This window comes from Enterobacter sp. S-33 (assembly GCF_028735835.1).
GTDB lineage: Bacteria > Pseudomonadota > Gammaproteobacteria > Enterobacterales > Enterobacteriaceae > Enterobacter > Enterobacter vonholyi.
On the sequence record NZ_CP117838.1, the window covers coordinates 991,237 to 1,011,818 of the forward strand.

Annotated in this window: 17 protein-coding genes; 14 read left to right on the plus strand and 3 right to left on the minus strand. The window is 57.3% G+C overall.

The window, feature by feature from the left end; all coding sequences use genetic code 11:
• The first annotated feature begins 68 nt into the window (after positions 1 to 68).
• The 7 genes from phoB to PUP35_RS04625 all read left to right on the plus strand — a co-directional run bounded on the left by phoB (position 69) and on the right by PUP35_RS04625 (position 11,326).
• The gene (gene phoB / locus PUP35_RS04595) at positions 69 to 758 is read left to right on the plus strand and encodes a phosphate response regulator transcription factor PhoB (protein WP_008503265.1); all 690 of its coding nucleotides are present in this window, start codon (positions 69 to 71) and stop codon (positions 756 to 758) included.
• 21 nt (positions 759 to 779) lie between these two features.
• Complete coding sequence (phoR, locus tag PUP35_RS04600; protein WP_274242221.1) at positions 780 to 2,075, plus strand: phosphate regulon sensor histidine kinase PhoR; 1,296 nt, start codon at positions 780 to 782, stop codon at positions 2,073 to 2,075.
• Between the two features lie 409 nt (positions 2,076 to 2,484).
• Positions 2,485 to 3,804, plus strand: coding sequence for a branched-chain amino acid transporter carrier protein BrnQ (gene brnQ / locus PUP35_RS04605; protein ID WP_111963434.1), 1,320 nt, complete (start codon positions 2,485 to 2,487; stop codon positions 3,802 to 3,804).
• Positions 3,805 to 3,885: 81 nt separating this feature from the next.
• Entirely contained in the window at positions 3,886 to 5,259 is a 1,374-nt protein-coding gene (gene proY, locus PUP35_RS04610; protein ID WP_008503261.1) for a proline-specific permease ProY, read from the plus strand.
• A gap of 163 nt (positions 5,260 to 5,422) precedes the next feature.
• The gene (malZ, locus tag PUP35_RS04615; RefSeq protein WP_127729753.1) at positions 5,423 to 7,240 is read left to right on the plus strand and encodes a maltodextrin glucosidase; all 1,818 of its coding nucleotides are present in this window, start codon (positions 5,423 to 5,425) and stop codon (positions 7,238 to 7,240) included.
• A gap of 88 nt (positions 7,241 to 7,328) precedes the next feature.
• Positions 7,329 to 9,944 (plus strand): DUF2339 domain-containing protein, encoded by a 2,616-nt coding sequence (locus PUP35_RS04620; RefSeq protein WP_274242222.1) that lies wholly within the window; start codon positions 7,329 to 7,331, stop codon positions 9,942 to 9,944.
• Positions 9,941 to 11,326: a DUF3999 domain-containing protein gene (locus tag PUP35_RS04625; RefSeq protein ID WP_115874335.1), complete on the plus strand. Its 1,386-nt coding sequence runs from the start codon at positions 9,941 to 9,943 to the stop codon at positions 11,324 to 11,326. The genes PUP35_RS04620 and PUP35_RS04625 overlap by 4 nt, the downstream gene beginning before the upstream one ends.
• A 43-nt stretch (positions 11,327 to 11,369) precedes the next feature.
• Here PUP35_RS04625 and PUP35_RS04630 read toward each other — a convergent pair whose 3' ends face one another.
• Together PUP35_RS04630 and acpH are read right to left on the minus strand one after the other, a co-directional pair.
• The gene (locus PUP35_RS04630) at positions 11,370 to 11,972 is read right to left on the minus strand and encodes a peroxiredoxin (protein ID WP_008503347.1); all 603 of its coding nucleotides are present in this window, start codon (positions 11,970 to 11,972) and stop codon (positions 11,370 to 11,372) included.
• Between the two features lie 251 nt (positions 11,973 to 12,223).
• On the minus strand, positions 12,224 to 12,805 hold the full coding sequence (acpH, locus tag PUP35_RS04635) for an ACP phosphodiesterase (protein WP_115874336.1): 582 nt from the start codon (positions 12,803 to 12,805) through the stop codon (positions 12,224 to 12,226).
• A gap of 92 nt (positions 12,806 to 12,897) precedes the next feature.
• On the opposite strand from acpH, the gene queA reads away from it, so the two are divergent.
• The 7 genes from queA to PUP35_RS04670 all read left to right on the plus strand — a co-directional run bounded on the left by queA (position 12,898) and on the right by PUP35_RS04670 (position 19,564).
• Entirely contained in the window at positions 12,898 to 13,968 is a 1,071-nt protein-coding gene (queA, locus tag PUP35_RS04640) for a tRNA preQ1(34) S-adenosylmethionine ribosyltransferase-isomerase QueA (RefSeq protein WP_274242223.1), read from the plus strand.
• Between the two features lie 53 nt (positions 13,969 to 14,021).
• Positions 14,022 to 15,149: a tRNA guanosine(34) transglycosylase Tgt gene (gene tgt, locus PUP35_RS04645; protein WP_003859110.1), complete on the plus strand. Its 1,128-nt coding sequence runs from the start codon at positions 14,022 to 14,024 to the stop codon at positions 15,147 to 15,149.
• Between the two features lie 22 nt (positions 15,150 to 15,171).
• Positions 15,172 to 15,504, plus strand: coding sequence for a preprotein translocase subunit YajC (gene yajC / locus PUP35_RS04650; protein WP_003859109.1), 333 nt, complete (start codon positions 15,172 to 15,174; stop codon positions 15,502 to 15,504).
• Positions 15,505 to 15,531: 27 nt separating this feature from the next.
• Positions 15,532 to 17,379, plus strand: a complete 1,848-nt coding sequence (gene secD, locus PUP35_RS04655; protein ID WP_071957349.1) for a protein translocase subunit SecD — start codon at positions 15,532 to 15,534, stop codon at positions 17,377 to 17,379.
• Positions 17,380 to 17,389: 10 nt separating this feature from the next.
• Positions 17,390 to 18,361 (plus strand): protein translocase subunit SecF, encoded by a 972-nt coding sequence (gene secF / locus PUP35_RS04660; protein ID WP_008503342.1) that lies wholly within the window; start codon positions 17,390 to 17,392, stop codon positions 18,359 to 18,361.
• Positions 18,362 to 18,503: 142 nt separating this feature from the next.
• Positions 18,504 to 18,869 (plus strand): VOC family protein, encoded by a 366-nt coding sequence (locus tag PUP35_RS04665; RefSeq protein ID WP_111963427.1) that lies wholly within the window; start codon positions 18,504 to 18,506, stop codon positions 18,867 to 18,869.
• Positions 18,870 to 18,883: 14 nt separating this feature from the next.
• Positions 18,884 to 19,564 carry a helix-turn-helix transcriptional regulator gene (locus tag PUP35_RS04670; protein ID WP_111963426.1) on the plus strand — a complete coding sequence of 227 codons (681 nt, stop codon included), beginning with the start codon at positions 18,884 to 18,886 and terminating at the stop codon, positions 19,562 to 19,564.
• An 88-nt stretch (positions 19,565 to 19,652) separates the two neighbouring features.
• Here PUP35_RS04670 and PUP35_RS04675 read toward each other — a convergent pair whose 3' ends face one another.
• Positions 19,653 to 20,531, minus strand: coding sequence for a nucleoside-specific channel-forming protein Tsx (locus tag PUP35_RS04675; RefSeq protein WP_111963496.1), 879 nt, complete (start codon positions 20,529 to 20,531; stop codon positions 19,653 to 19,655).
• Positions 20,532 to 20,582 lie beyond the last annotated feature (51 nt).

Below are 20,582 nucleotides of genomic sequence, written 5' to 3' on the forward strand. Positions count from 1 at the left end.
ATAAATCTGACGCATAATGGCGCCGAATTACAAACTTGTAACGTAAATAAGATAAGACAGGGCAAAGTATGGCGAGACGTATTCTGGTCGTAGAAGATGAAGCTCCAATTCGTGAAATGGTGTGCTTCGTGCTCGAACAAAATGGCTTCCAGCCGGTTGAAGCAGAAGATTATGACAGTGCAGTGAACCAGCTGAATGAACCCTGGCCCGATCTGATTCTGCTGGACTGGATGCTGCCCGGCGGCTCCGGGCTGCAGTTTATCAAACACCTGAAGCGTGAAGCGCTGACCCGCGATATACCTGTCGTGATGCTCACGGCGCGCGGAGAAGAAGAGGATCGCGTGCGCGGTCTGGAGACCGGCGCGGACGATTACATTACCAAACCGTTCTCCCCCAAAGAGCTGGTGGCCCGCATTAAAGCCGTAATGCGCCGTATTTCGCCGATGGCGGTGGAAGAGGTGATCGAAATGCAGGGGCTGAGCCTTGATCCTACCTCTCACCGCGTGATGACCGGGGAAAATCCCCTCGACATGGGGCCAACCGAATTTAAACTCCTGCACTTCTTTATGACCCACCCGGAACGCGTGTACAGCCGCGAGCAGTTGCTGAATAACGTCTGGGGAACTAACGTGTATGTCGAAGACCGGACGGTTGACGTACATATCCGCCGCCTGCGAAAAGCGCTGGAACTGAGCGGCCACGATCGCATGGTGCAGACGGTCCGCGGCACGGGTTATCGTTTTTCTACCCGTTTCTGAACAATGACAGGAGTGTGACGCGTGCTGGAACGTCTGTCATGGAAAAGGCTCGTCTTTGAACTGATCTTATGCTGTATTCCGGCCTTCATTCTGGGGGCCTTTCTTGGACACCTGCCGTGGTTTCTGCTGGCGTCGGTCACCGGGCTGCTCATCTGGCATTTCTGGAACCTGCTGCGCCTCTCCTGGTGGCTGTGGGTTGACCGAAGCATGACGCCGCCGCCGGGAAGCGGCAGCTGGGAGCCGCTGCTGTACGGTCTGCATCAGATGCAGATGCGTAATAAAAAGCGCCGCCGCGAGCTGGGAAGCCTGATTAAGCGTTTTCGCAGCGGTGCAGAGTCGCTGCCGGATGCCGTGATCCTGACGACCGAAGAAGGGACGATCTTCTGGTGTAACGGCCTGGCGCAGCAGCTGCTGGGCCTGCGCTGGCCGGATGACAATGGACAGAATATCCTCAACCTTCTGCGTTATCCCGAGTTAACGCTGTATCTGAAAAAGCGTGATTTCACCCGTCCGCACAATCTTAAGCTCAATAATGGCCGCCATCTGGAAATACGCGTGATGCCCTACAGCGATAAGCAGTGGCTGATGGTGGCGCGCGATGTTACCCAGATGCACCAGCTGGAAGGGGCGCGTCGCAACTTCTTCGCCAACGTCAGTCACGAACTGCGTACCCCGCTGACCGTGCTGCAGGGCTACCTGGAGATGATGCAGGAGCAAACGCTTGAAGGTGCGCCGCGTGAAAAAGCGCTGCACACCATGCGCGAGCAAACGCACCGGATGGAAGGGCTGGTGAAGCAGCTGCTGACGCTCTCGAAGATTGAAGCGGCGCCAACGCTCGCGCTGAATGACACCATTGATGTCCCGATGATGCTGCGGGTCGTGGAGCGTGAAGCGCAGACGTTAAGCCACAAAAAGCATCACCTGACCTTTGACGTCGACAACACGCTGAAGGTGCTGGGCAGCGAAGATGAGCTGCGCAGCGCCATTTCCAACCTGGTGTATAACGCGGTGAATCATACGCCGGAGGGGACGGATATCGTGGTGCGCTGGCACCATACCCCAACGGGGGCCGAGTTTAGCGTGGAGGACAACGGGCCGGGGATTGCGCCGGAGCATATTCCGCGTCTGACCGAGCGCTTCTACCGTGTGGATAAAGCGCGATCGCGCCAGACGGGCGGAAGCGGCCTGGGGCTGGCAATTGTGAAACACGCGGTGAATCACCATGAAAGCCGTCTCGATATTCAGAGTACGCTGGGTAAAGGAACCCGCTTCAGTTTCGTTATTCCGGAACGATTAATTGCCAAAAAGATCGCCTGACGGCGGGCGTGTCATTTTACCTTTCCACGGGTCAGCCATCGCTGGCCCGTTTGCTTTGCAGTCAAGCGAAACGCGGATGAATTTTATACGGCTGGCTGTTTTTTGTTCGCATGATTAGCCATGGGTTTTTCTTATAAACAGCGTATTGTGCTGGTGCGTATTTTCATGCTGGCATATTGTTCTGGTTTTGCGATCCCACCTTGCCTTTAAACGTTATAAGCGTTTAAATTGCGCCCCAGATACTGTCAGACCGACTGTATTTGCGTGGTAAATCGAAAAACTATTCTTCTCCACGCCAGGACGGGAGCATTTCCCGCTGAAATTGAGCAAATTTTCGGCTGTATCGTCCCGTGAGGGATATCGAAAATCTCAATGTTTTCAACACCACATCCACAGGCAGTAAGGTTTTATGACCCATCACTTAAAATCGCGTGACATCATCGCGCTGGGCTTTATGACATTTGCGCTGTTCGTTGGCGCAGGCAACATCATTTTCCCTCCAATGGTTGGCTTACAGGCGGGTGAACACGTCTGGACCGCCGCGTTTGGTTTCCTGATTACTGCCGTGGGTCTGCCGGTGCTGACCGTCATCGCGCTGGCGAAAGTCGGCGGCGGTGTGGATAGCCTCAGCACCCCGATTGGCAAAGTGGCGGGCGTTCTGCTGGCAACCGTCTGCTATCTCGCCGTTGGCCCGCTGTTTGCGACCCCGCGTACGGCAACCGTGTCCTTCGAAGTGGGTATTGCTCCCCTGACCGGTGACGGTGCGATGCCGCTGTTTATCTACAGCCTGATCTACTTCGCGATCGTGATTCTGGTTTCCCTCTATCCGGGCAAGCTGCTGGATACCGTGGGTAACTTCCTGGCTCCGCTGAAAATTGTGGCGCTGATTGTTCTGGCGGTAGCGGCCATCGTCTGGCCAGCCGGCCCGATTAGCGACGCGATGGACGCCTATAAAAACGCCGCGTTCTCTAACGGCTTTGTGAACGGCTACCTGACGATGGACACGCTGGGCGCGATGGTGTTTGGTATTGTTATCGTTAACGCCGCGCGTTCCCGCGGTGTGACCGAAGCGCGTCTGCTGACCCGCTACACCATCTGGGCTGGCCTGATGGCCGGCGTGGGGCTGACGCTGCTGTATCTGGCGCTGTTCCGTCTGGGTTCCGATAGCGCCATGCTGGTTGAGCAGAACGCCAACGGTGCGGCTATCCTTCACGCCTACGTGCAGCACACCTTCGGCGGTGCGGGCAGTATGCTGCTGGCAGCGCTGATCTTCCTGGCCTGTCTGGTTACCGCGGTTGGCCTGACCTGCGCCTGCGCAGAGTTCTTTGCACAGTATCTGCCGCTTTCTTACCGCACCCTGGTATTTATCCTCGGTATCTTCTCCATGGCGGTGTCTAACCTCGGTCTGAGCCACCTGATTCAGGTCTCTATTCCGGTGTTGACGGCGATTTATCCGCCGTGCATCGTACTGGTAGTGCTGAGCTTTACTCGTCCGTGGTGGAACAACTCTTCACGAATTATTGCGCCAGCCATGTTTATCAGCCTGATTTTTGGTATCCTTGACGGGATTAAAGCATCAGCTTTCGCGCACATACTGCCGGCATGGACACAGCGTCTGCCGCTGTCCGAGCAGGGTCTGGCCTGGTTGATGCCTACCGTTGTTGCACTGGTTCTGGCGATTATCTGGGACCGTGCTGCAGGGCGTCAGGTCGCATCGAACGCTCATTAATCAACGGCAACAAACTGTTTAACCACGGGGCTTAAGGCCCCGTGGTTTTTTGTTTTTTTCGTGTTGAATGGCAAGATTTAAATGGAAAGCACTAACAAACTTAAACGTGGATTGAGCACGCGCCACATCCGCTTTATGGCGCTGGGCTCTGCTATCGGCACCGGTCTTTTTTATGGCTCGGCAGATGCCATCAAAATGGCCGGTCCTAGCGTTCTGCTGGCGTACATTATCGGCGGCGTGGCGGCGTATATCATCATGCGCGCCCTCGGCGAAATGTCGGTTCACAACCCCTCCGCCAGCTCATTCTCCCGCTACGCGCAGGAAAACCTCGGCCCGCTGGCCGGGTTTATCACCGGCTGGACCTACTGCTTCGAAATCCTGATTGTTGCGATTGCCGACGTGACGGCGTTTGGCATCTACATGGGCGTCTGGTTCCCGGCGGTACCGCACTGGATTTGGGTGCTGAGCGTGGTGCTGATCATTTGCGCCGTCAACCTGATGAGCGTGAAGGTGTTCGGCGAGCTGGAGTTCTGGTTCTCCTTCTTCAAGGTCGCGACCATCATCATCATGATTGTGGCCGGTTTCGGGATTATTATCTGGGGGATTGGCAACGGCGGGCAGCCGACCGGGATCCACAACCTCTGGAGCAACGGCGGCTTCTTCAGCAACGGCTGGCTCGGGATGGTGATGTCGCTGCAGATGGTGATGTTCGCCTACGGCGGTATCGAGATTATCGGTATCACCGCCGGGGAAGCGAAAGATCCGGAGAAATCCATTCCGCGCGCCATCAACTCTGTGCCGATGCGTATTCTGGTGTTCTACGTGGGTACGCTGTTCGTGATCATGTCCATTTACCCGTGGAATCAGGTAGGCACCAACGGTAGCCCGTTTGTCCTGACCTTCCAGCATATGGGCATTGCGTTTGCGGCCAGCATTCTGAACTTTGTGGTGCTGACCGCGTCGCTTTCGGCGATTAACAGTGACGTCTTTGGCGTAGGCCGTATGCTGCACGGCATGGCGGAGCAGGGCAGTGCGCCGAAGGTGTTCGCCAAAACCTCACGCCGCGGCACGCCGTGGGTGACCGTCGTGGTGATGACCGTGGCGCTGCTGTTCTCGGTTTACCTGAACTACATCATGCCGGAGAACGTCTTCCTGGTGATTGCATCCCTGGCGACCTTCGCAACCGTCTGGGTGTGGATCATGATCCTGCTGTCGCAGATTGCCTTCCGCCGTCGCCTGTCGCCGGATGAGGCGAAAGCGCTGAAGTTCAAAGTACCGGGCGGCGTTGCGACGACCGTCGTGGGGCTGATCTTCCTGGTGTTTATCATTGGCCTGATTGGCTACCATCCGGACACCCGCATTTCACTGTACGTGGGCTGCGCGTGGATTGTGCTGCTGCTGGTGGGCTGGGTGTTTAAATGCCGCCGCGACCGTCAGCTGGCGGAAGCGCAGTAATCTTTTTTTCTCCCTCTCCTTGTGGGAGAGGGTTGGGATGAGGGCATCAGGCTGCACTGGTGCCTCCTCCCCCGTCCTCCTCCCCCAATAAATCCCATCATGGTGAGCTATCCTTAACCACCCTGTGGCAAGGTGACGTCAATTTCATCAAAGGGGATTCGTGATGTTAAATGCCTGGCACCTTCCGGTTGCCCCATTTGTTAAGCAAAACAAAGACAACCTGGTGATTACGCTCTGGCTGGCGGGTGAAAACCAGCCTGAACGCGTGACGCTCCGCGCCGAAATCGATAACGAAGAGACCGGGTTGAAAATGCACAAGCTGCGCAGCCAGCCGCAGCCTGGCATCACGGCCTGGCGGGTGAATATCGACCTGCGCAGCGGGCAGCCTCGCCGCCGCTACAGCTTTAAGCTTTTGTGGAACAACCGTCAGCTGTGGTTTACCCCGCAGGGGTTTAGCCGTTTCCCGCCCGCACGGCTGGAACAGTTTGCGGTCGATTACCCGGATAACGGCCCGCAGTGGGTTAACGATCAGGTCTTTTACCAGATTTTCCCGGACCGTTTTGCGCGCAGCGAAAAGCGCACTGCCGACCAGGATAAGATCTATCACCACCATGCGGCGGGTCATGACATTATTCTGAAAGCGTGGGACGAGCCGTTAACCGCGCAGGCGGGCGGATCGACCTTCTACGGCGGCGATCTCGACGGCATCAGCGAAAAGCTGCCGTACCTGAAAAAACTCGGCGTGACGGCGCTGTATCTCAACCCGGTATTTAAAGCCCCGAGCGTACACAAGTACGATACCGAAGATTATCGCCACGTTGACGCGCAGTTTGGCGGTGACGAGGCGCTGCTGCGCCTGCGTAAGAACACTCAAAACGAAGGCATGCGCCTGATTCTGGACGGCGTGTTCAACCACAGCGGAGATTCGCATACGTGGTTTGACCGGCATAACCAGTCGATGGGCGGGGCATGTCATAACCCGGACTCGCCGCAGCGCGACTGGTACAGCTTTAACGAGGAGGGGCGTGCGCTGGACTGGCTGGGTTACCCAAGCCTGCCGAAGCTGGATTTCCAGTCGCCGTCTCTGGTGAACGAGATTTACGGCGGGGAAGACAGCATCGTGCGCCACTGGCTTAAGGCACCATGGAATATGGACGGCTGGCGCCTGGACGTGGTGCATATGCTCGGTGAAGCGGGCGGAGCGCGGAATAACCTTCAGCACGTCGCCGGGATCACTCGCTCGGCGAAAGCGGCCCAGCCGGAGGCGTTCGTTTTTGGCGAGCACTTTGGTGACGCGCGCCAGTGGCTGCAGAACGATGCGGAAGATGCGGCGATGAACTATCGCGGCTTTACCTTCCCGCTGTGGGGATTCCTCGCCAACACCGATATCTCCTACGATCCAAATCATATCGACGCGGAAACCTGCATGGCGTGGATGGAGAACTACCGCGCCGGGCTGTCGCATCAGCAGCAGCTGCGGATGTTTAACCAGCTCGATAGCCACGATACCGCGCGCTTTAAATCCCTGCTGGGCAAGGATGTCGCGCGTCTGCCGCTGGCGGTCACCTGGCTCTTCACCTGGCCGGGCGTGCCGTGCATCTACTACGGAGACGAGGTGGGGCTGGACGGCAACAACGATCCGTTCTGCCGCAAAACCTTCCCGTGGGAGCCAGAGAAGCAGGACAAGGTGCTGTTCAGCCTGTATCAGCGCCTGGCGAAGCTGCGTAAGCAGAGCCTTGCCCTGCGCTACGGCGGCTGTCAGGTGGTCTATGCGCACGATAACGTGGTGGTGTTTGCTCGCGTCTACAATCAGCAGCGCGTGCTGGTGGCCGTTAACCGGGGCGAGGCGTGCGAAGTGGTGCTGGATGATTCACCGCTGCTGAAGGTGGCGGCGTGGAAGAATAAAGAGGGCAAGGCGACGATACAGGACGGCGTGCTGGCGCTGCCTGCGGTATCCGCGACGATCTGGTTCGGCAGTTAAGACCTGCTAATGTTTCCACCTTTTAAGATGGCGCAAATGCAACGATTTGTGTCAATCTTAACGGATCGTTTACGGTGAAGGTGGAAACATGGACGAGCTTTACATCCTTGGCTGTTTGTTCCTGGTATTTGCGCTGCTGGTTGCGCCCGTGCTTGCGGTTATCGGGTTTAACCGAAGTACGGCAGCGCGGCAGGAGATAGCCCTGCTGCGCCAGCGCATTGAGGCGCTTGAGCACCGCGGCGTGTCTGAGAACGCGCCGGAACCGGTGCAGACCGCCGCGCCGGAGGCTGTTACCGCGCCGATAGTGGAGGAAGCTCCCGCGGCTGCTGACCCCTGGCGCCCCGATATTTCCGCTTCCGTGGCAGAACCCGCTCTGGCGCCTGCGCCAGCGGCAAAACAGCCTTCAGCCTTTGGCGGCATCCTGACGTCGCTGGCGCGCTGGTTCATGCAGGGCAATCCGCTGGCGAAGCTGGGCATTCTGCTGCTCTTCCTCGGCCTCTCTTTCCTGCTGCGCTATACCGTCGAACATTCCCTGTTCCCGCTTGAGCTGCGCCTCGTGGCAACGGCGCTGTTTGCCGTTATTCTGCTGGCGATTGGGTGGCGGGTGCGGCACAGGCAGCGCGTCTATGCGCTGATCCTCCAGGGCGGGGCGACCGGCGTGCTATACCTGACGGTGTTTGGTGCATTTCGGCTCTGGCAAATGTTGCCGATGACGCTGGCCTTTACGCTGCTGGTGGTGATTTGCGCGGCGAGCGTCGGGCTGGCGGTGCTGCAGAAGGCGCTGAGCCTGGCCATGCTGGCGAGCCTTGGCGGATATCTCGCGCCGCTGCTCTTATCTACCGGGGGCGGCAGCTTTGTCGCGCTGTTCTCTTTCTATCTTCTGCTGTCCATCGGCATTCTCGCGATCAGCATCTGGCAGCACTGGCGCGAGCTGAACCTGCTCGGGCTGCTGTTCACGTTCGGCGTGGGCGGCCTGTGGGGGCTGAATGACTACCAGCCCGAAGACTATTGGATCTGCCAGCTGTTCCTGATTGCCAATACGCTGATATTCGGCGTGCTGAGCGTGGCGCTGTCGCTGCGGGCGCAGGAGAAAGGGAAGCAGATTATCGACGGCGTGCTGCTGTTCGCCCCGCCGCTGATCGGCTTCGGGATGCAGTACGGCATGACCCGACACTGGGAATATGGCCCGGCGCTGAGCGCGCTGGGATACGGAGCATTTTATCTCACCCTCGCATACCTCGCGCTGCGTCGCTATCCCTCCCTCGGACGACCGCTGGTCATGGCGGCGCTGGCGATCGGCGGCGGGTTTGCCACGCTCGCCATTCCGCTGGCGCTGTCGGCGCGCTGGACGGCGATGGCCTGGGCGCTGGAGGGGCTGGGGATTCTCTGGCTGGGCGTGCAGCAGCATCAGCGTCGCATGAGCTATAGCGGGACGGCGCTGCTGGTGCTGGCGCTCGGCAGCGCGCTGTGGGCACAAACGGACGGCGTTACGGCGCTGAGCCTGTTCCTCATCTTCGCCATCCTCAGCCTTTGCTGGCTGGCTGCGGCCTGGCTGTGGCGGAATCTCTTTCTGCCGGTCAGCTGGGCGCTACTGGCAGGCGGGCTGCTGTTCTGGATAGTGGCGCAGCTGGGCGCGTCGCAGCTGGTACTGACGAAGGAATTACCGATTCTGGCGGGCGTGCTGGCGCTGACGGCGGCGTCGGTCTGGGGCTGGCGGCAGGTGGCTGCTAGCCTGACGTGGCGGGAGCTGGATGCCAGCAAATGGCTGCTGTGGCCGGTTATGCTGCTGATGGTGGGTTATCAGCTCTGGCATCAGCAGATCGTTACCGCCGGCTGGTCAAACCTGGCCTGGTGCGTTGCGCTTCCTGCCGCGCTAATGCTGTTGCGGCGCGATGGTGAAAGACTCCTGCCGCGCATCGCGATGGGGCTGCATTTGTCGCTGTTCTGGATGATTTTGCTGGCGCTGGCCGCGGAGCTTTACTGGTTTGCCCGGTCTCTGCCGTGGGGAATGGCGGCCTGGGGAAGCGGATTAGCGATGGCCGCAGGCGGCGGGGTGATTATGGCGCTTTCTGCAGCCGTACGGCGTCGCGTGTGGCCGTTCCGGGAGTGGCCTGCGCTCTATGCGTGTCTGGCATCGATCCCTGTCGTCGTGGCGCTGCTGGTATTGCTGGTGGTGACCAATTTCCAGGACGGCGTGGTCTATCGTCAGACCTGGCTGCCGCTGGTGAACCCGCTCGAGGAAGGTGCTGCGTTCGCCTTGCTGGGGCTGGTGGTCTTTTATTGGGTGGTGGATCGCTACTACCCGTCATGGCTTGCGCAAGCGCGCCCGTGGCCTGCCGTCGCGATTATGGCGTTTGGCTTCTGGTGGCTAAACGGTGTGCTGATGCGCGCCCTGGCCTGGTACGGCGACGTGGCCTGGAATATGGCATCGCTGTGGGATTCGCGGCTGATCCAGACAAGCTTTGCCCTGTTCTGGATGTTGAGCGCGCTGGTGGTCATGATCCATGCCACCCGCAAGGCTTCCCGGCAGGAGTGGCTTTGCGGTGCCGCGCTGCTGGGTGTGGTGATGGTGAAACTGATGCTGGTGGACAGCGCGGGCGGAGGCGGTCTGTCGCGCGCGGTGGCGTTTATCGGCGTGGCGATATTGGTACTGATAGTGGGCTATTTCTCGCCGCTACCGCCAAAAACAGGAGATGAAAAATGAAATGGATGAAAGCGGTTGCGTGTACCGCGCTGCTGGCGCTTTCCGGCCCGGCGTTCTGCGACGAAGTACCAACGGAATCGCCCCGTGACTATGCCTTTGGTCGTTCACTCGACACGTCCGTTCCTTCCCGGTGGTATCGGGTAATGCTGCCGCTTGCCGTCTATGAGCAAAGCACGTCGCCGGATCTGCACGATGTCCGCGTCTTTAACCAGTCGGGTGAGCCGGTTCCCTTTAGCCTGATCGCCGCGACGCGCCCGCAGGCGACAGCGCAATCCACGGCGCTGCGCCTCTTTCCGCTTGACGCCTCGCCGCTCGCGGCTGCCTCAGACGCCGGTGACAGCGATAAGATCCGGCTCCGATCCCGAAACGGCATTGAGATTGTGCTGGAGGGGCAAAAAGCCGCTGCGGCCGGGCAACATTACCTACTGACCCTGCCGGAGCAGACGACGGGTGAACTGGTCATATCCCAGCTGCAGCTCCTCTGGAATACCCATGAGACGCCGTGGCAGGGAACGGCGTCGGTCTATTACAGCGAGGATCTCAAGCGGTGGTATACCCTGCGCGAGGATATGCCGCTGCTGGACGTCGTCAGCGGTCAGGATCGTCTTAAGCTCGATCGGCTCGATACCGATACGGTTTTATCTCCCGATGCGAATCGCTATCTCATGGTGGTGCTGAATACGCAGAGCCAGGGGGTAACGTTGACCGGCGTAAACGCAATCAGCGCACCTGCCCAGACGGCCCCGGAAGAGATTAGTCTTGAAGGGGAAGGTGAGCAGCTATCGACAAGTGAAGCTCAGTGGCGCTGGGCGCGCCCGCAGCCGCTGAGTGCTGTCAGCATCTCGCTGAACGGCGATGGCGTTCTTCCCGTGGAGATCGCGTGGCGGAGTACCGAAAAAGAGGCATGGCACCCCCTGAAGAAAGAGGTTATTTACCGTCTGGAGGGGAAAACGTCCGGACCGGTTTCGCTTAGCGGGGGCCTGGTGCAGGCAGTGAAAATCACGACGCTGAATGCGCGACTGCCAGAATACCTGCCGAGCGTTACGGGGCATCGCGACCGCTATGATCTTGTGTTCAACGCGCAGGGGAAAGCGCCGTACGTCCTCGCATGGGGCAACGGTGCCGCAAAGCCTGCCAGCGTGGAGCCTGACATGCTGATCCCAGCCGACCTGCGCAAGACCTATGATATGGCGAACCTGCCGCAGGCCGATATTGTGGATGATGTCGCGTTGGGCGGCGAGGGGCGGCTGAACGCCACCTCTGCAGCTGAGCGGGCGAGCTGGCTGAACGCCCTGCTGGTATGGGGCGTACTGATTGCGGGCGTGATCCTGCTGGCGGGCATGGCCTGGCGCATCTGGCGAGAGACGCAGCGTAAGGCATAAAAAAAGGCCCGCATAAGCGGGCCTTTTTCGTAAACCGTGCCGATTACAGGCTGGATACGTTCTCAGACAGGTATTTAGCTACGCCGTCTGGGGAAGCAGCCATACCTTCTTTACCTTTTTCCCACTGAGCCGGGCACACTTCGCCGTGCTCTTCGTGGAACTGCAGCGCGTCAACCATGCGCAGCATTTCGTCGATGTTACGACCCAGCGGCAGATCGTTCACAACCTGGTGACGAACGATGCCGTTCGCGTCGATCAGGAAGGAACCGCGCAGCGCAACGCCAGCGTCCGGATGTTCGATACCGTAAGCCTGCTGGATTTCGCGTTTGATGTCCGCAACCATTGCGTATTTCACCGCACCGATGCCGCCTTTGTCGACAGGGGTGTTACGCCATGCGTTGTGTACAAACTCAGAGTCGAAGGAGACGCCAACAACTTCCACGCCACGCTTCTGGAATTCTTCATAACGTTTGTCGAACGCGATCAGCTCAGACGGGCAAACGAAAGTGAAGTCCATTGGCCAGAAGAACAGAACGGTCGCTTTACCGTTGGTGTGCTGTTTGAAGTTGAAGTTTTCAACGATTTCACCGTTGCCCAGAACTGCTGCAGCTGTAAAATCCGGAGCCGGACGAGTTACCAGAACCATATGATTCTCCTGTAGATACTAAGGTTATTTGGAACGCAACGCGAGCCAGTATAGAGAGTGTGCATCGATAAGACAAAGAGGTGGTGACAATCGTTCCGCCAGCTTTTACCTATCAATGTCATTTTTATACACAAAATCATTCAAGTTGCATCAAGGCGGCAAGTCTGGGAATCCCCAGGAGCTTACTGAAGTAAGTGACTGGGGTGAGCAGACGTAGCCAACGCAGAGGCAGCTTGAAGGATGACGTGTATTTAAAGCTGTTTGTTTTTCGCCTGCACCATCATGCGCGGGTAAAACTGCCAGAAGCGGGTCTCCAGCGCATCGTAATGTTCATCCAGGTCATACCAGGAATCCCGCAGCGCATCCAGGCGCGGGCGACGGCTCGCCATCCCGTTCAACACGTTCTGGATGAAGTCCATCTCGCGATAGCGCTCCAGCCAGCGTTCCGACCACAGATAGTTGTTCAGATTCACAAAGCGCGGCGGCGAGTCGGGCAGAATGATCGACACCTGCTGGTGGGCATAGCGCACAAATTCTGGCAGGGGTAGCTCCGGCGAGAGCTGTGCCCAGTGGCGCGACAGGAAGTGATCCCACATCACGTCAAGCGTGATCGGCGCAACGCGGCGCGTTTCAGGGCGGAACCACGCTTTGGCTTCCGTCACTTCCGGCAGTTTATCCGTCAGCACGTCGATGCGGCGGTGCATAAAAATCCCGTCGACAACCTCAGGGGAGTAGTCTTCTGCGGGATTACCGCGTACGAAATCGGCCAGCAAATTGCCCGAGAGGGAACTGTCAGCAAGGTGCGCGAGATGCAGGTGAGCGAGAAAATTCATGCGTTTTATTTGTCCGGGGGCGGCTAGTTGTTGCAGCAAAAGGGTGTGAGCACTAGACTATGCCGCCTGTTTTTAAGTCACGAGTATACGTCATGCGCGTCGCCGATTTCTCCTTTGAACTACCTGAATCCCTGATTGCTCACTATCCCATGCCTGAGCGCAGCAGCTGTCGCTTACTGTCACTGGATGGGCCAACGGGCGAGCTGACGCACGGTACTTTCACCGATTTGCTCGACAAGCTCAACCCTGGCGATCTGCTGGTCTTTAACAATACCCGCGTGATCCCGGCGCGCCTGTTCGGCCGTAAAGCCAGCGGAGGCAAGATTGAAGTGCTGGTCGAACGTATGCTCGATGATAAACGTATTCTGGCACATATTCGCGCATCTAAGGCGCCAAAGCCGGGCGCGGAGCTGCTGCTGGGCGATGATGAGAGCATCAAAGCGACCATGACCGCGCGCCACGACGCGCTGTTCGAGGTGGAGTTCAACGACGAACGTACGGTGCTCGATATCCTGAACGCCATCGGCCACATGCCGCTGCCGCCGTATATTGAGCGTCCGGACGAAGAGGCTGACCGCGAGCTGTACCAGACCGTCTACAGCCAGAAGCCTGGCGCTGTCGCTGCGCCGACCGCGGGCCTGCATTTTGATGAGCCGCTGCTGGAGAAACTGCGCGCGAAGGGCATTGAGATGGCGTTCGTGACGCTCCACGTCGGCGCGGGTACCTTCCAGCCGGTGCGCGTGGACAGCATTGAAGATCACATCATGCACTCTGAGTATGCTGAAGTGCCTCAGGACGTGGTGGACGCGGTGCTGGCGGCGAAAGCGCGCGGCAGCCGCGTCGTGGCGGTTGGTACTACGTCCGTGCGCTCACTCGAGAGCGCCGCGCAGGCGGCTAAAAACGGTCTTATCGAGCCGTTCTTTGGCGATACGCAGATCTTTATCTACCCGGGCTATCAGTACAAAGTAATTGACGCGCTGGTGACCAACTTCCATCTGCCTGAATCGACGCTGATTATGCTGGTTTCCGCGTTTGCTGGTTATCAGCACACTATGGCGGCCTACAAGTCTGCGGTAGAACAAAAATATCGCTTTTTTAGCTACGGGGACGCGATGTTTATCACGTACAATCCGCAGGCTTTGAATGAGCGTGTCGGGGAATAAGTCCGCGGCACCGTTTTACAACGTTGGACTGTTTTTCTGACGTCGGAGAAAAAATGAAATTTGAACTCGATACCACCGACGGTCGCGCGCGTCGCGGTCGCCTGGTGTTTGATCGCGGCGTGGTGGAAACCCCCGCGTTTATGCCTGTGGGCACGTACGGCACCGTAAAAGGGATGACGCCGGAAGAAGTAGAAGCCACTGGCGCACAGATTATCCTCGGCAACACCTTCCACCTTTGGCTGCGTCCGGGTCAGGAGATCATGAAGCTCCACGGCGATCTGCACGATTTCATGCAGTGGAAAGGCCCAATCCTGACCGATTCCGGCGGCTTCCAGGTCTTCAGCCTGGGCGATATCCGTAAGATCACCGAGCAGGGCGTTCACTTCCGTAACCCGATCAACGGCGATCCGATTTTCCTCGATCCGGAAAAATCGATGGAGATTCAGTACGATCTCGGCTCTGATATCGTGATGATCTTCGACGAATGTACGCCATACCCGGCAGACTGGGATTACGCCAAGCGTTCAATGGAGATGTCTCTGCGCTGGGCGAAGCGAAGCCGTGACCGCTTTGACTCCCTGCAGAACAAAAATGCGCTGTTCGGCATTATCCAGGGCAGCGTTTACGAAGATTTACGCGATATCTCGGTTAAAGGTCTGGTAGAGATAGGTTTTGATGGCTACGCTGTCGGCGGTTTGGCTGTAGGTGAGCCGAAGGAAGACATGCACCGCATTCTGGAGCATGTTTGCCCGCAAATCCCTGCGGATAAACCACGATACCTGATGGGCGTGGGTAAACCGGAAGATCTGGTTGAAGGCGTACGCCGCGGCATTGATATGTTCGACTGCGTCATGCCAACCCGCAACGCGCGTAACGGCCATTTGTTCGTTACCGATGGCGTGGTGAAAATCCGTAACGCGAAGCATAAGAGTGACACCAGCCCGCTCGATTCTGAGTGCGATTGCTATACCTGTCGCAATTATTCTCGCGCGTATCTGCATCATCTCGATCGTTGCAACGAGATTTTGGGCGCGCGTCTCAATACCATTCATAATCTTCGTTATTATCAGCGCTTAATGGCTGGTTTACGTAAGGCTATCGAAGAGGGTAAATTAGAGAGCTTCGTGACCGATTTCTACCAACGTCAGGGGCGGGATGTTCCACCGTTGAACGTTGATTAATTTTAATAATGAGGGAATTTGAATGAGCTTTTTTATTTCTGATGCGGTAGCGGCAACAGGTGCTCCAGCGCAGGGCAGCCCGATGTCTCTGATTCTGATGCTGGTTGTGTTCGGTCTGATCTTCTACTTCATGATCCTGCGTCCACAGCAGAAGCGCACCAAAGAGCACAAAAACCTGATGAACTCCATTGCGAAAGGCGATGAAGTGCTGACTAACGGTGGTCTGGTCGGTCGCGTAACCAAAGTGGCTGAAAACGGCTACATTGCTATCGCCCTGAACGACACCACTGAAGTGGTCATCAAACGTGACTTCGTAGCTGCCGTTCTGCCGAAAGGCACCATGAAGGCGCTGTAATCCCAACTTTTCCCAAAGGGAACTGCCGTGTTAAACCGTTATCCTTTGTGGAAGTACATCATGCTGGTCGTCGTGATTCTCGTCGGCCTGCTGTACGCGCTTCCCAACCTGTATGGTGAGGATCCGGCTGTTCAAATCACTGGCGCGCGCGGTGTCGCCGCCAGTGAGCAAACGCTGATCCAGGTCCAGAAAACGTTACAAGAAGAAAAAATTACCGCTAAGTCTGTGGCTCTGGAAGAGGGCGCAATTCTTGCTCGCTTCGACACCACCGACACGCAGCTCCGCGCTCGCGAAGCGCTGATGGGCGTGCTGGGTGACAAATACGTCGTGGCGCTTAACCTTGCCCCTGCAACCCCGCGTTGGCTGGCTGCGATGAAAGCAGAGCCAATGAAACTCGGTCTTGACCTGCGTGGCGGCGTTCACTTCCTGATGGAAGTGGATATGGATACCGCGCTCGGCAAGCTGCAGGAACAGAATATCGACAGCCTGCGCAGCGATCTGCGTGATAAAGGCATCGCTTACACCACCGTGCGTAAAGAAGATAACTACGGCATGAGCATCACGTTCCGCGACAGCGCGGCGCGCGATCAGGCTGTAGATTATCTGACTCAACGTCACCGTGACCTGGTGATCTCCTCGCAGGGCAGCAACCAGCTGCGTGCGGTGATGACCGATGCGCGCCTGAAAGAAGCGCGTGAATATGCCGTTCAGCAGAACATCAACATTCTGCGTAACCGTGTAAACCAACTGGGTGTGGCCGAGCCGCTTGTACAGCGTCAGGGTGCTGACCGTATCGTGGTTGAACTGCCGGGTATTCAGGACACCGCGCGTGCGAAAGAGATTCTGGGTGCGACCGCAACCCTGGAATTCCGTCTGGTGAATACCAACGTTGACCAGTCTGCTGCCGCTTCTGGCCGTATTCCGGGTGACTCCGAAGTGAAACAGACCCGCGAAGGTCAGCCAGTTGTGCTGTACAAACGCGTGATTCTGACCGGTGATCACATCACCGACTCCACGTCGAGCCAGGACGAATACAACCAGCCGCAGGTTAACATCTCGCTCGATAGCGCGGGTGGTAACATCATGTCTAACTTCACCAAGGACAACATCGGTAAACCGATGGCAACCCTGTTCGTGGAGTACAAAGACAGCGGTAAGAAAGATGCAAACGGTCGTGCTGTGCTGGTGAAAGAGGAAGAGGTGATTAACATCGCCAATATCCAGTCTCGTCTGGGTAACAGCTTCCGTATCACCGGCATCAACAACCCGAACGAAGCGCGTCAGCTCTCCCTGCTGCTGCGTGCCGGTGCGCTGATTGCGCCAATTCAGATTGTTGAAGAACGTACCATTGGTCCAACTCTGGGTATGCAAAACATCCAGCAGGGCCTGGAAGCGTGTCTGGCCGGTCTGGTGGTCTCTATTCTGTTCATGATCTTCTTCTATAAGAAGTTTGGTCTGATTGCGACCTCTGCGCTGATTGCGAACCTGGTGCTGATTATCGGCATCATGTCCCTGCTGCCGGGGGCGACGCTGACCATGCCGGGTATTGCGGGTATCGTTCTGACCCTTGCGGTGGCGGTCGACGCCAACGTACTGATTAACGAACGTATCAAAGAAGAGTTGAGCAACGGTCGTTCTGTTCAGCAGGCGATTGACGAAGGTTATAAAGGCGCGTTCAGCTCTATCTTCGATGCGAACGTAACAACACTGATCAAGGTTCTTATCCTGTATGCAGTGGGTACCGGCGCTATCAAAGGCTTTGCGATTACAACCGGTATCGGTGTCGCAACGTCAATGTTTACCGCTATTGTCGGCACCCGTGCCATCGTGAACCTGCTGTACGGCGGCAAGCGCGTCAAAAAGCTGTCTATCTGAGGAGTGCGTTGTGGCACAGGAATATACTGTTGAACAATTGAACCACGGCCGTAAAGTCTGGGACTTTATGCGCTGGGACTACTGGGCCTTCGGCATTTCAGGTTTCCTGCTGATTCTGTCCATCGTCATTATGGGCGTGAAAGGCTTTAACTGGGGGCTCGATTTTACCGGTGGTACGGTAATTGAAATCTCCCTGGAAAAACCGGTCGATATGGACCAGATGCGCGAATCGCTGCAGAAAGCGGGCTTTGAAGAGCCGCTGCTGCAGAACTTCGGCAGCAGCCGCGACATTATGGTACGTATGCCGCCGGTGCACGATGCCAACGGCAGCCAGGAGCTGGGCAGTAAGGTTGTTAGCGTGATTAACGAAACAACCAGCCAGAACGCGGCGGTTAAGCGTATTGAGTTCGTCGGCCCAAGCGTAGGTGCTGACCTGGCGCAGACCGGCGCGATGGCGCTGCTGGTGGCGCTGATCTCCATCCTGGTGTACGTCGGTTTCCGCTTTGAGTGGCGACTGGCGGCCGGTGTGGTTATCGCCCTGGCGCACGACGTGGTGATCACCATGGGCATACTGTCGCTGTTCCACATTGAGATTGACCTGACGATCGTGGCATCACTGATGTCCGTTATCGGTTACTCGCTGAACGACAGTATCGTGGTATCTGACCGTATCCGTGAAAACTTCCGTAAGATCCGTCGCGGTACGCCGTACGAGATCTTTAACGTGTCGTTGACCCAGACGCTGCACCGTACCTTGATCACATCCGGTACCACCCTGATGGTGATCCTGATGCTGTTCCTCTTCGGTGGTCCGGTACTGGAAGGCTTCTCGCTGACCATGCTGATTGGTGTCACCATCGGTACGGCGTCGTCTATCTACGTTGCGTCCGCCCTGGCACTGAAACTCGGCATGAAGCGCGAGCACCTGCTCCAGCAGAAAGTCGAGAAAGAAGGGGCGGATCAGCCGTCCATTCTGCCGTAAGGCGACGTTTAGCGCGTTATCGAAATCCCGGTCGGTTGACCGGGATTTTTTTTATCTGCTCCTGACAAACACTCCTGACAGTATGCTGTCAGGAGCCCTGTCGTAGACTCCTTCTGAACCCAAACAACAGGCAGGAGGATGTATGAAAAGCGTCATTAACTGGTTTGAAATTCCGGTCTCGGATATGGATCGCGCCATCAAATTTTATGAGCCCGTGATGCAGCTTGCGCTGCGTCGCGAGAAAATGGACTGTGCGGAGCTGGCCGTTTTCCCGCATGAGGATCCGGGTACCGGAGGCGCACTGGCAAAATTTGACGGCGTTACACCGTCTTTGCAGGGCGCTATTATTTACCTGCATACTGACAATCTGGCGGCCACGCTCGATCGCATCGCCTCTGCGGGCGGCGAGTGCGTGTTTGGCCCGCTGGAACTGCCGCATGGCATTGGCACTATCGCCTTGTTTACCGACAGCGAGGGCAACCGCGTCGGGCTCCATCAACCTGCCTGAGAGCGGATAAAGATATGACCCGACGCGCTGACCGTTTGTTTCAGATTGTGCAGATCCTGCGGGGCAGGCGTCTGACAACGGCAGCGCATCTCGCGGACCGGCTTGGCGTGTCCGAGCGCACGGTATATCGCGATATCCGCGACCTGTCGCTTTCCGGCGTGCCGGTGGAAGGTGAGGCGGGGAGTGGATATCGGCTGATGTCGGGCTTTGACCTGCCGCCGCTGATGCTGACAAATAAGGAGTCCGAGGCGCTGATCGTCGCGATTCGCCTGCTCAAAACCTGGGGTGGGGAATCGCTGTCGCGCGAGCTGGAGTCGGCTCAGGAGAAGGTGCTGGCTATCCTGCCCGAGGAGAGCCGCCGAAAGGCGGAGCAGACGCGGATCTACGCCCCGGACTTTTGCATGCAAAGCCACTCCCGCAGCGATTTTGACATGATTCATCAGGCGATTTCCGCCCAGCGCGTGCTGGCGCTGCATTACCGTGATGAAGCAGGACAGCTCTCAAAGCGCGAGGTTCAGCCGCTGGGGCTATTCTTCTGGGGAGAGCGCTGGCTGCTGGCTGCGTGGTGTGAACGGCGCGATGACTATCGCTGTTTCCGGCTCGACCGATGCCTCAATATTGTGGCTACGGAGAGGCGTTTTAGCGAGAGCGCGGACAGGTCTCTGGCGGATTTTTTGCGGAAGGTGAAGCAGTAAAAGGCCGGGTGGCGGCTACGCCTTACCCGGCCTACATTTGGGTCGTAGGCCCGGTAAGCGTAGCGCCACCGGGCGAAACCCACACTGATTAGAAGTTGTAACCTACAACCAGGTAACCACCCCAACCGGTAGAACGGACGTTTTCTTTCATCCAATTCAGGTCGGCGTCGTCGTTCCACTGACCGCCGTTGTGCCAGTAACGCGCCACTACAGAGTAGTGCCAGTGATCGTAGTTCAGCGCCAGGATGTGGCTGGAGGCGATGGAGTCGTTAGTACGCTGTTTAATACCGTTCTCTGCGTAACCGCTCTTATCTCCCAGTTCTGAACCCCAGTCGAAGTTGGTGAAGCCGATGTAGCTCAGGTTACCGCCCCACAGCTGAGTGATTGGTACAAAGTATTTCACTTTGAAACGGTAGCCATCCCACTCATTCTGGTTTTCTGCACCGTAGTTCTGCCACTGGTATTTCGCGTAAACGTTCAGGGACAGGCTCATTGGCAGGCCGGTGTCAACATCGGTACCCAGACCCATATACCAGGTGCTCTGACGACCAGACTCGTTGCGGCCCATGTCGTAGATATAGTTGTTCGCGAAGTACCACTCTTTGAACGGACCGAAGCTGAGGTCGGTGCCGGTCAGCTTGTCGATGGAGAAGCGCGGCTCGATCTCCATGAACAGCGGAGAACCGTGGTTCCAGATACCTTTTGCCTGAGAGTTACCGCCGAAGAAGACCGGTGCATCCATGTAGCCGTAGAAATCAAACCAGTCTTTCTTGGCGAATGCTTCGTACTCCAGGTAGGTATCGTTGCGGATCTGTGGTCCGAAACGGGTGTGGTAGCTGCCGACGACGTTAACGCTCTGGTGCCACCAGTCGGAGAGGTATTGTGGTTTATCGTTTTCCGCTGCGTTAACAGTGAAAGAGGAAGAAAGTGCCAGCACGGCGCCAGCTGCGAGTAATGTTTTTTTCATAATCATGCCACTGATTGAAATTCCCTTTCGGGAGTGAAAAATGCGCGAATT

Bases quoted from the DNA above. Each gene is read 5' to 3' on its own strand.
- PUP35_RS04620 (WP_274242222.1), top strand. From the start codon at position 7,329: ATGGACGAGCTTTACATCCTTGGCTGTTTGTTCCTGGTATTTGCGCTG.
- PUP35_RS04625 (WP_115874335.1), top strand. From the start codon at position 9,941: ATGAAATGGATGAAAGCGGTTGCGTGTACCGCGCTGCTGGCGCTTTCC.
- PUP35_RS04670 (WP_111963426.1), top strand. From the start codon at position 18,884: ATGACCCGACGCGCTGACCGTTTGTTTCAGATTGTGCAGATCCTGCGG.
- proY (WP_008503261.1), top strand. From the start codon at position 3,886: ATGGAAAGCACTAACAAACTTAAACGTGGATTGAGCACGCGCCACATC.
- yajC (WP_003859109.1), top strand. From the start codon at position 15,172: ATGAGCTTTTTTATTTCTGATGCGGTAGCGGCAACAGGTGCTCCAGCG.
- acpH (WP_115874336.1), bottom strand. From the start codon at position 12,805: ATGAATTTTCTCGCTCACCTGCATCTCGCGCACCTTGCTGACAGTTCC.
- tgt (WP_003859110.1), top strand. From the start codon at position 14,022: ATGAAATTTGAACTCGATACCACCGACGGTCGCGCGCGTCGCGGTCGC.
- PUP35_RS04675 (WP_111963496.1), bottom strand. From the start codon at position 20,531: ATGAAAAAAACATTACTCGCAGCTGGCGCCGTGCTGGCACTTTCTTCC.
- queA (WP_274242223.1), top strand. From the start codon at position 12,898: ATGCGCGTCGCCGATTTCTCCTTTGAACTACCTGAATCCCTGATTGCT.
- brnQ (WP_111963434.1), top strand. From the start codon at position 2,485: ATGACCCATCACTTAAAATCGCGTGACATCATCGCGCTGGGCTTTATG.
- PUP35_RS04665 (WP_111963427.1), top strand. From the start codon at position 18,504: ATGAAAAGCGTCATTAACTGGTTTGAAATTCCGGTCTCGGATATGGAT.
- phoB (WP_008503265.1), top strand. From the start codon at position 69: ATGGCGAGACGTATTCTGGTCGTAGAAGATGAAGCTCCAATTCGTGAA.
- malZ (WP_127729753.1), top strand. From the start codon at position 5,423: ATGTTAAATGCCTGGCACCTTCCGGTTGCCCCATTTGTTAAGCAAAAC.
- PUP35_RS04630 (WP_008503347.1), bottom strand. From the start codon at position 11,972: ATGGTTCTGGTAACTCGTCCGGCTCCGGATTTTACAGCTGCAGCAGTT.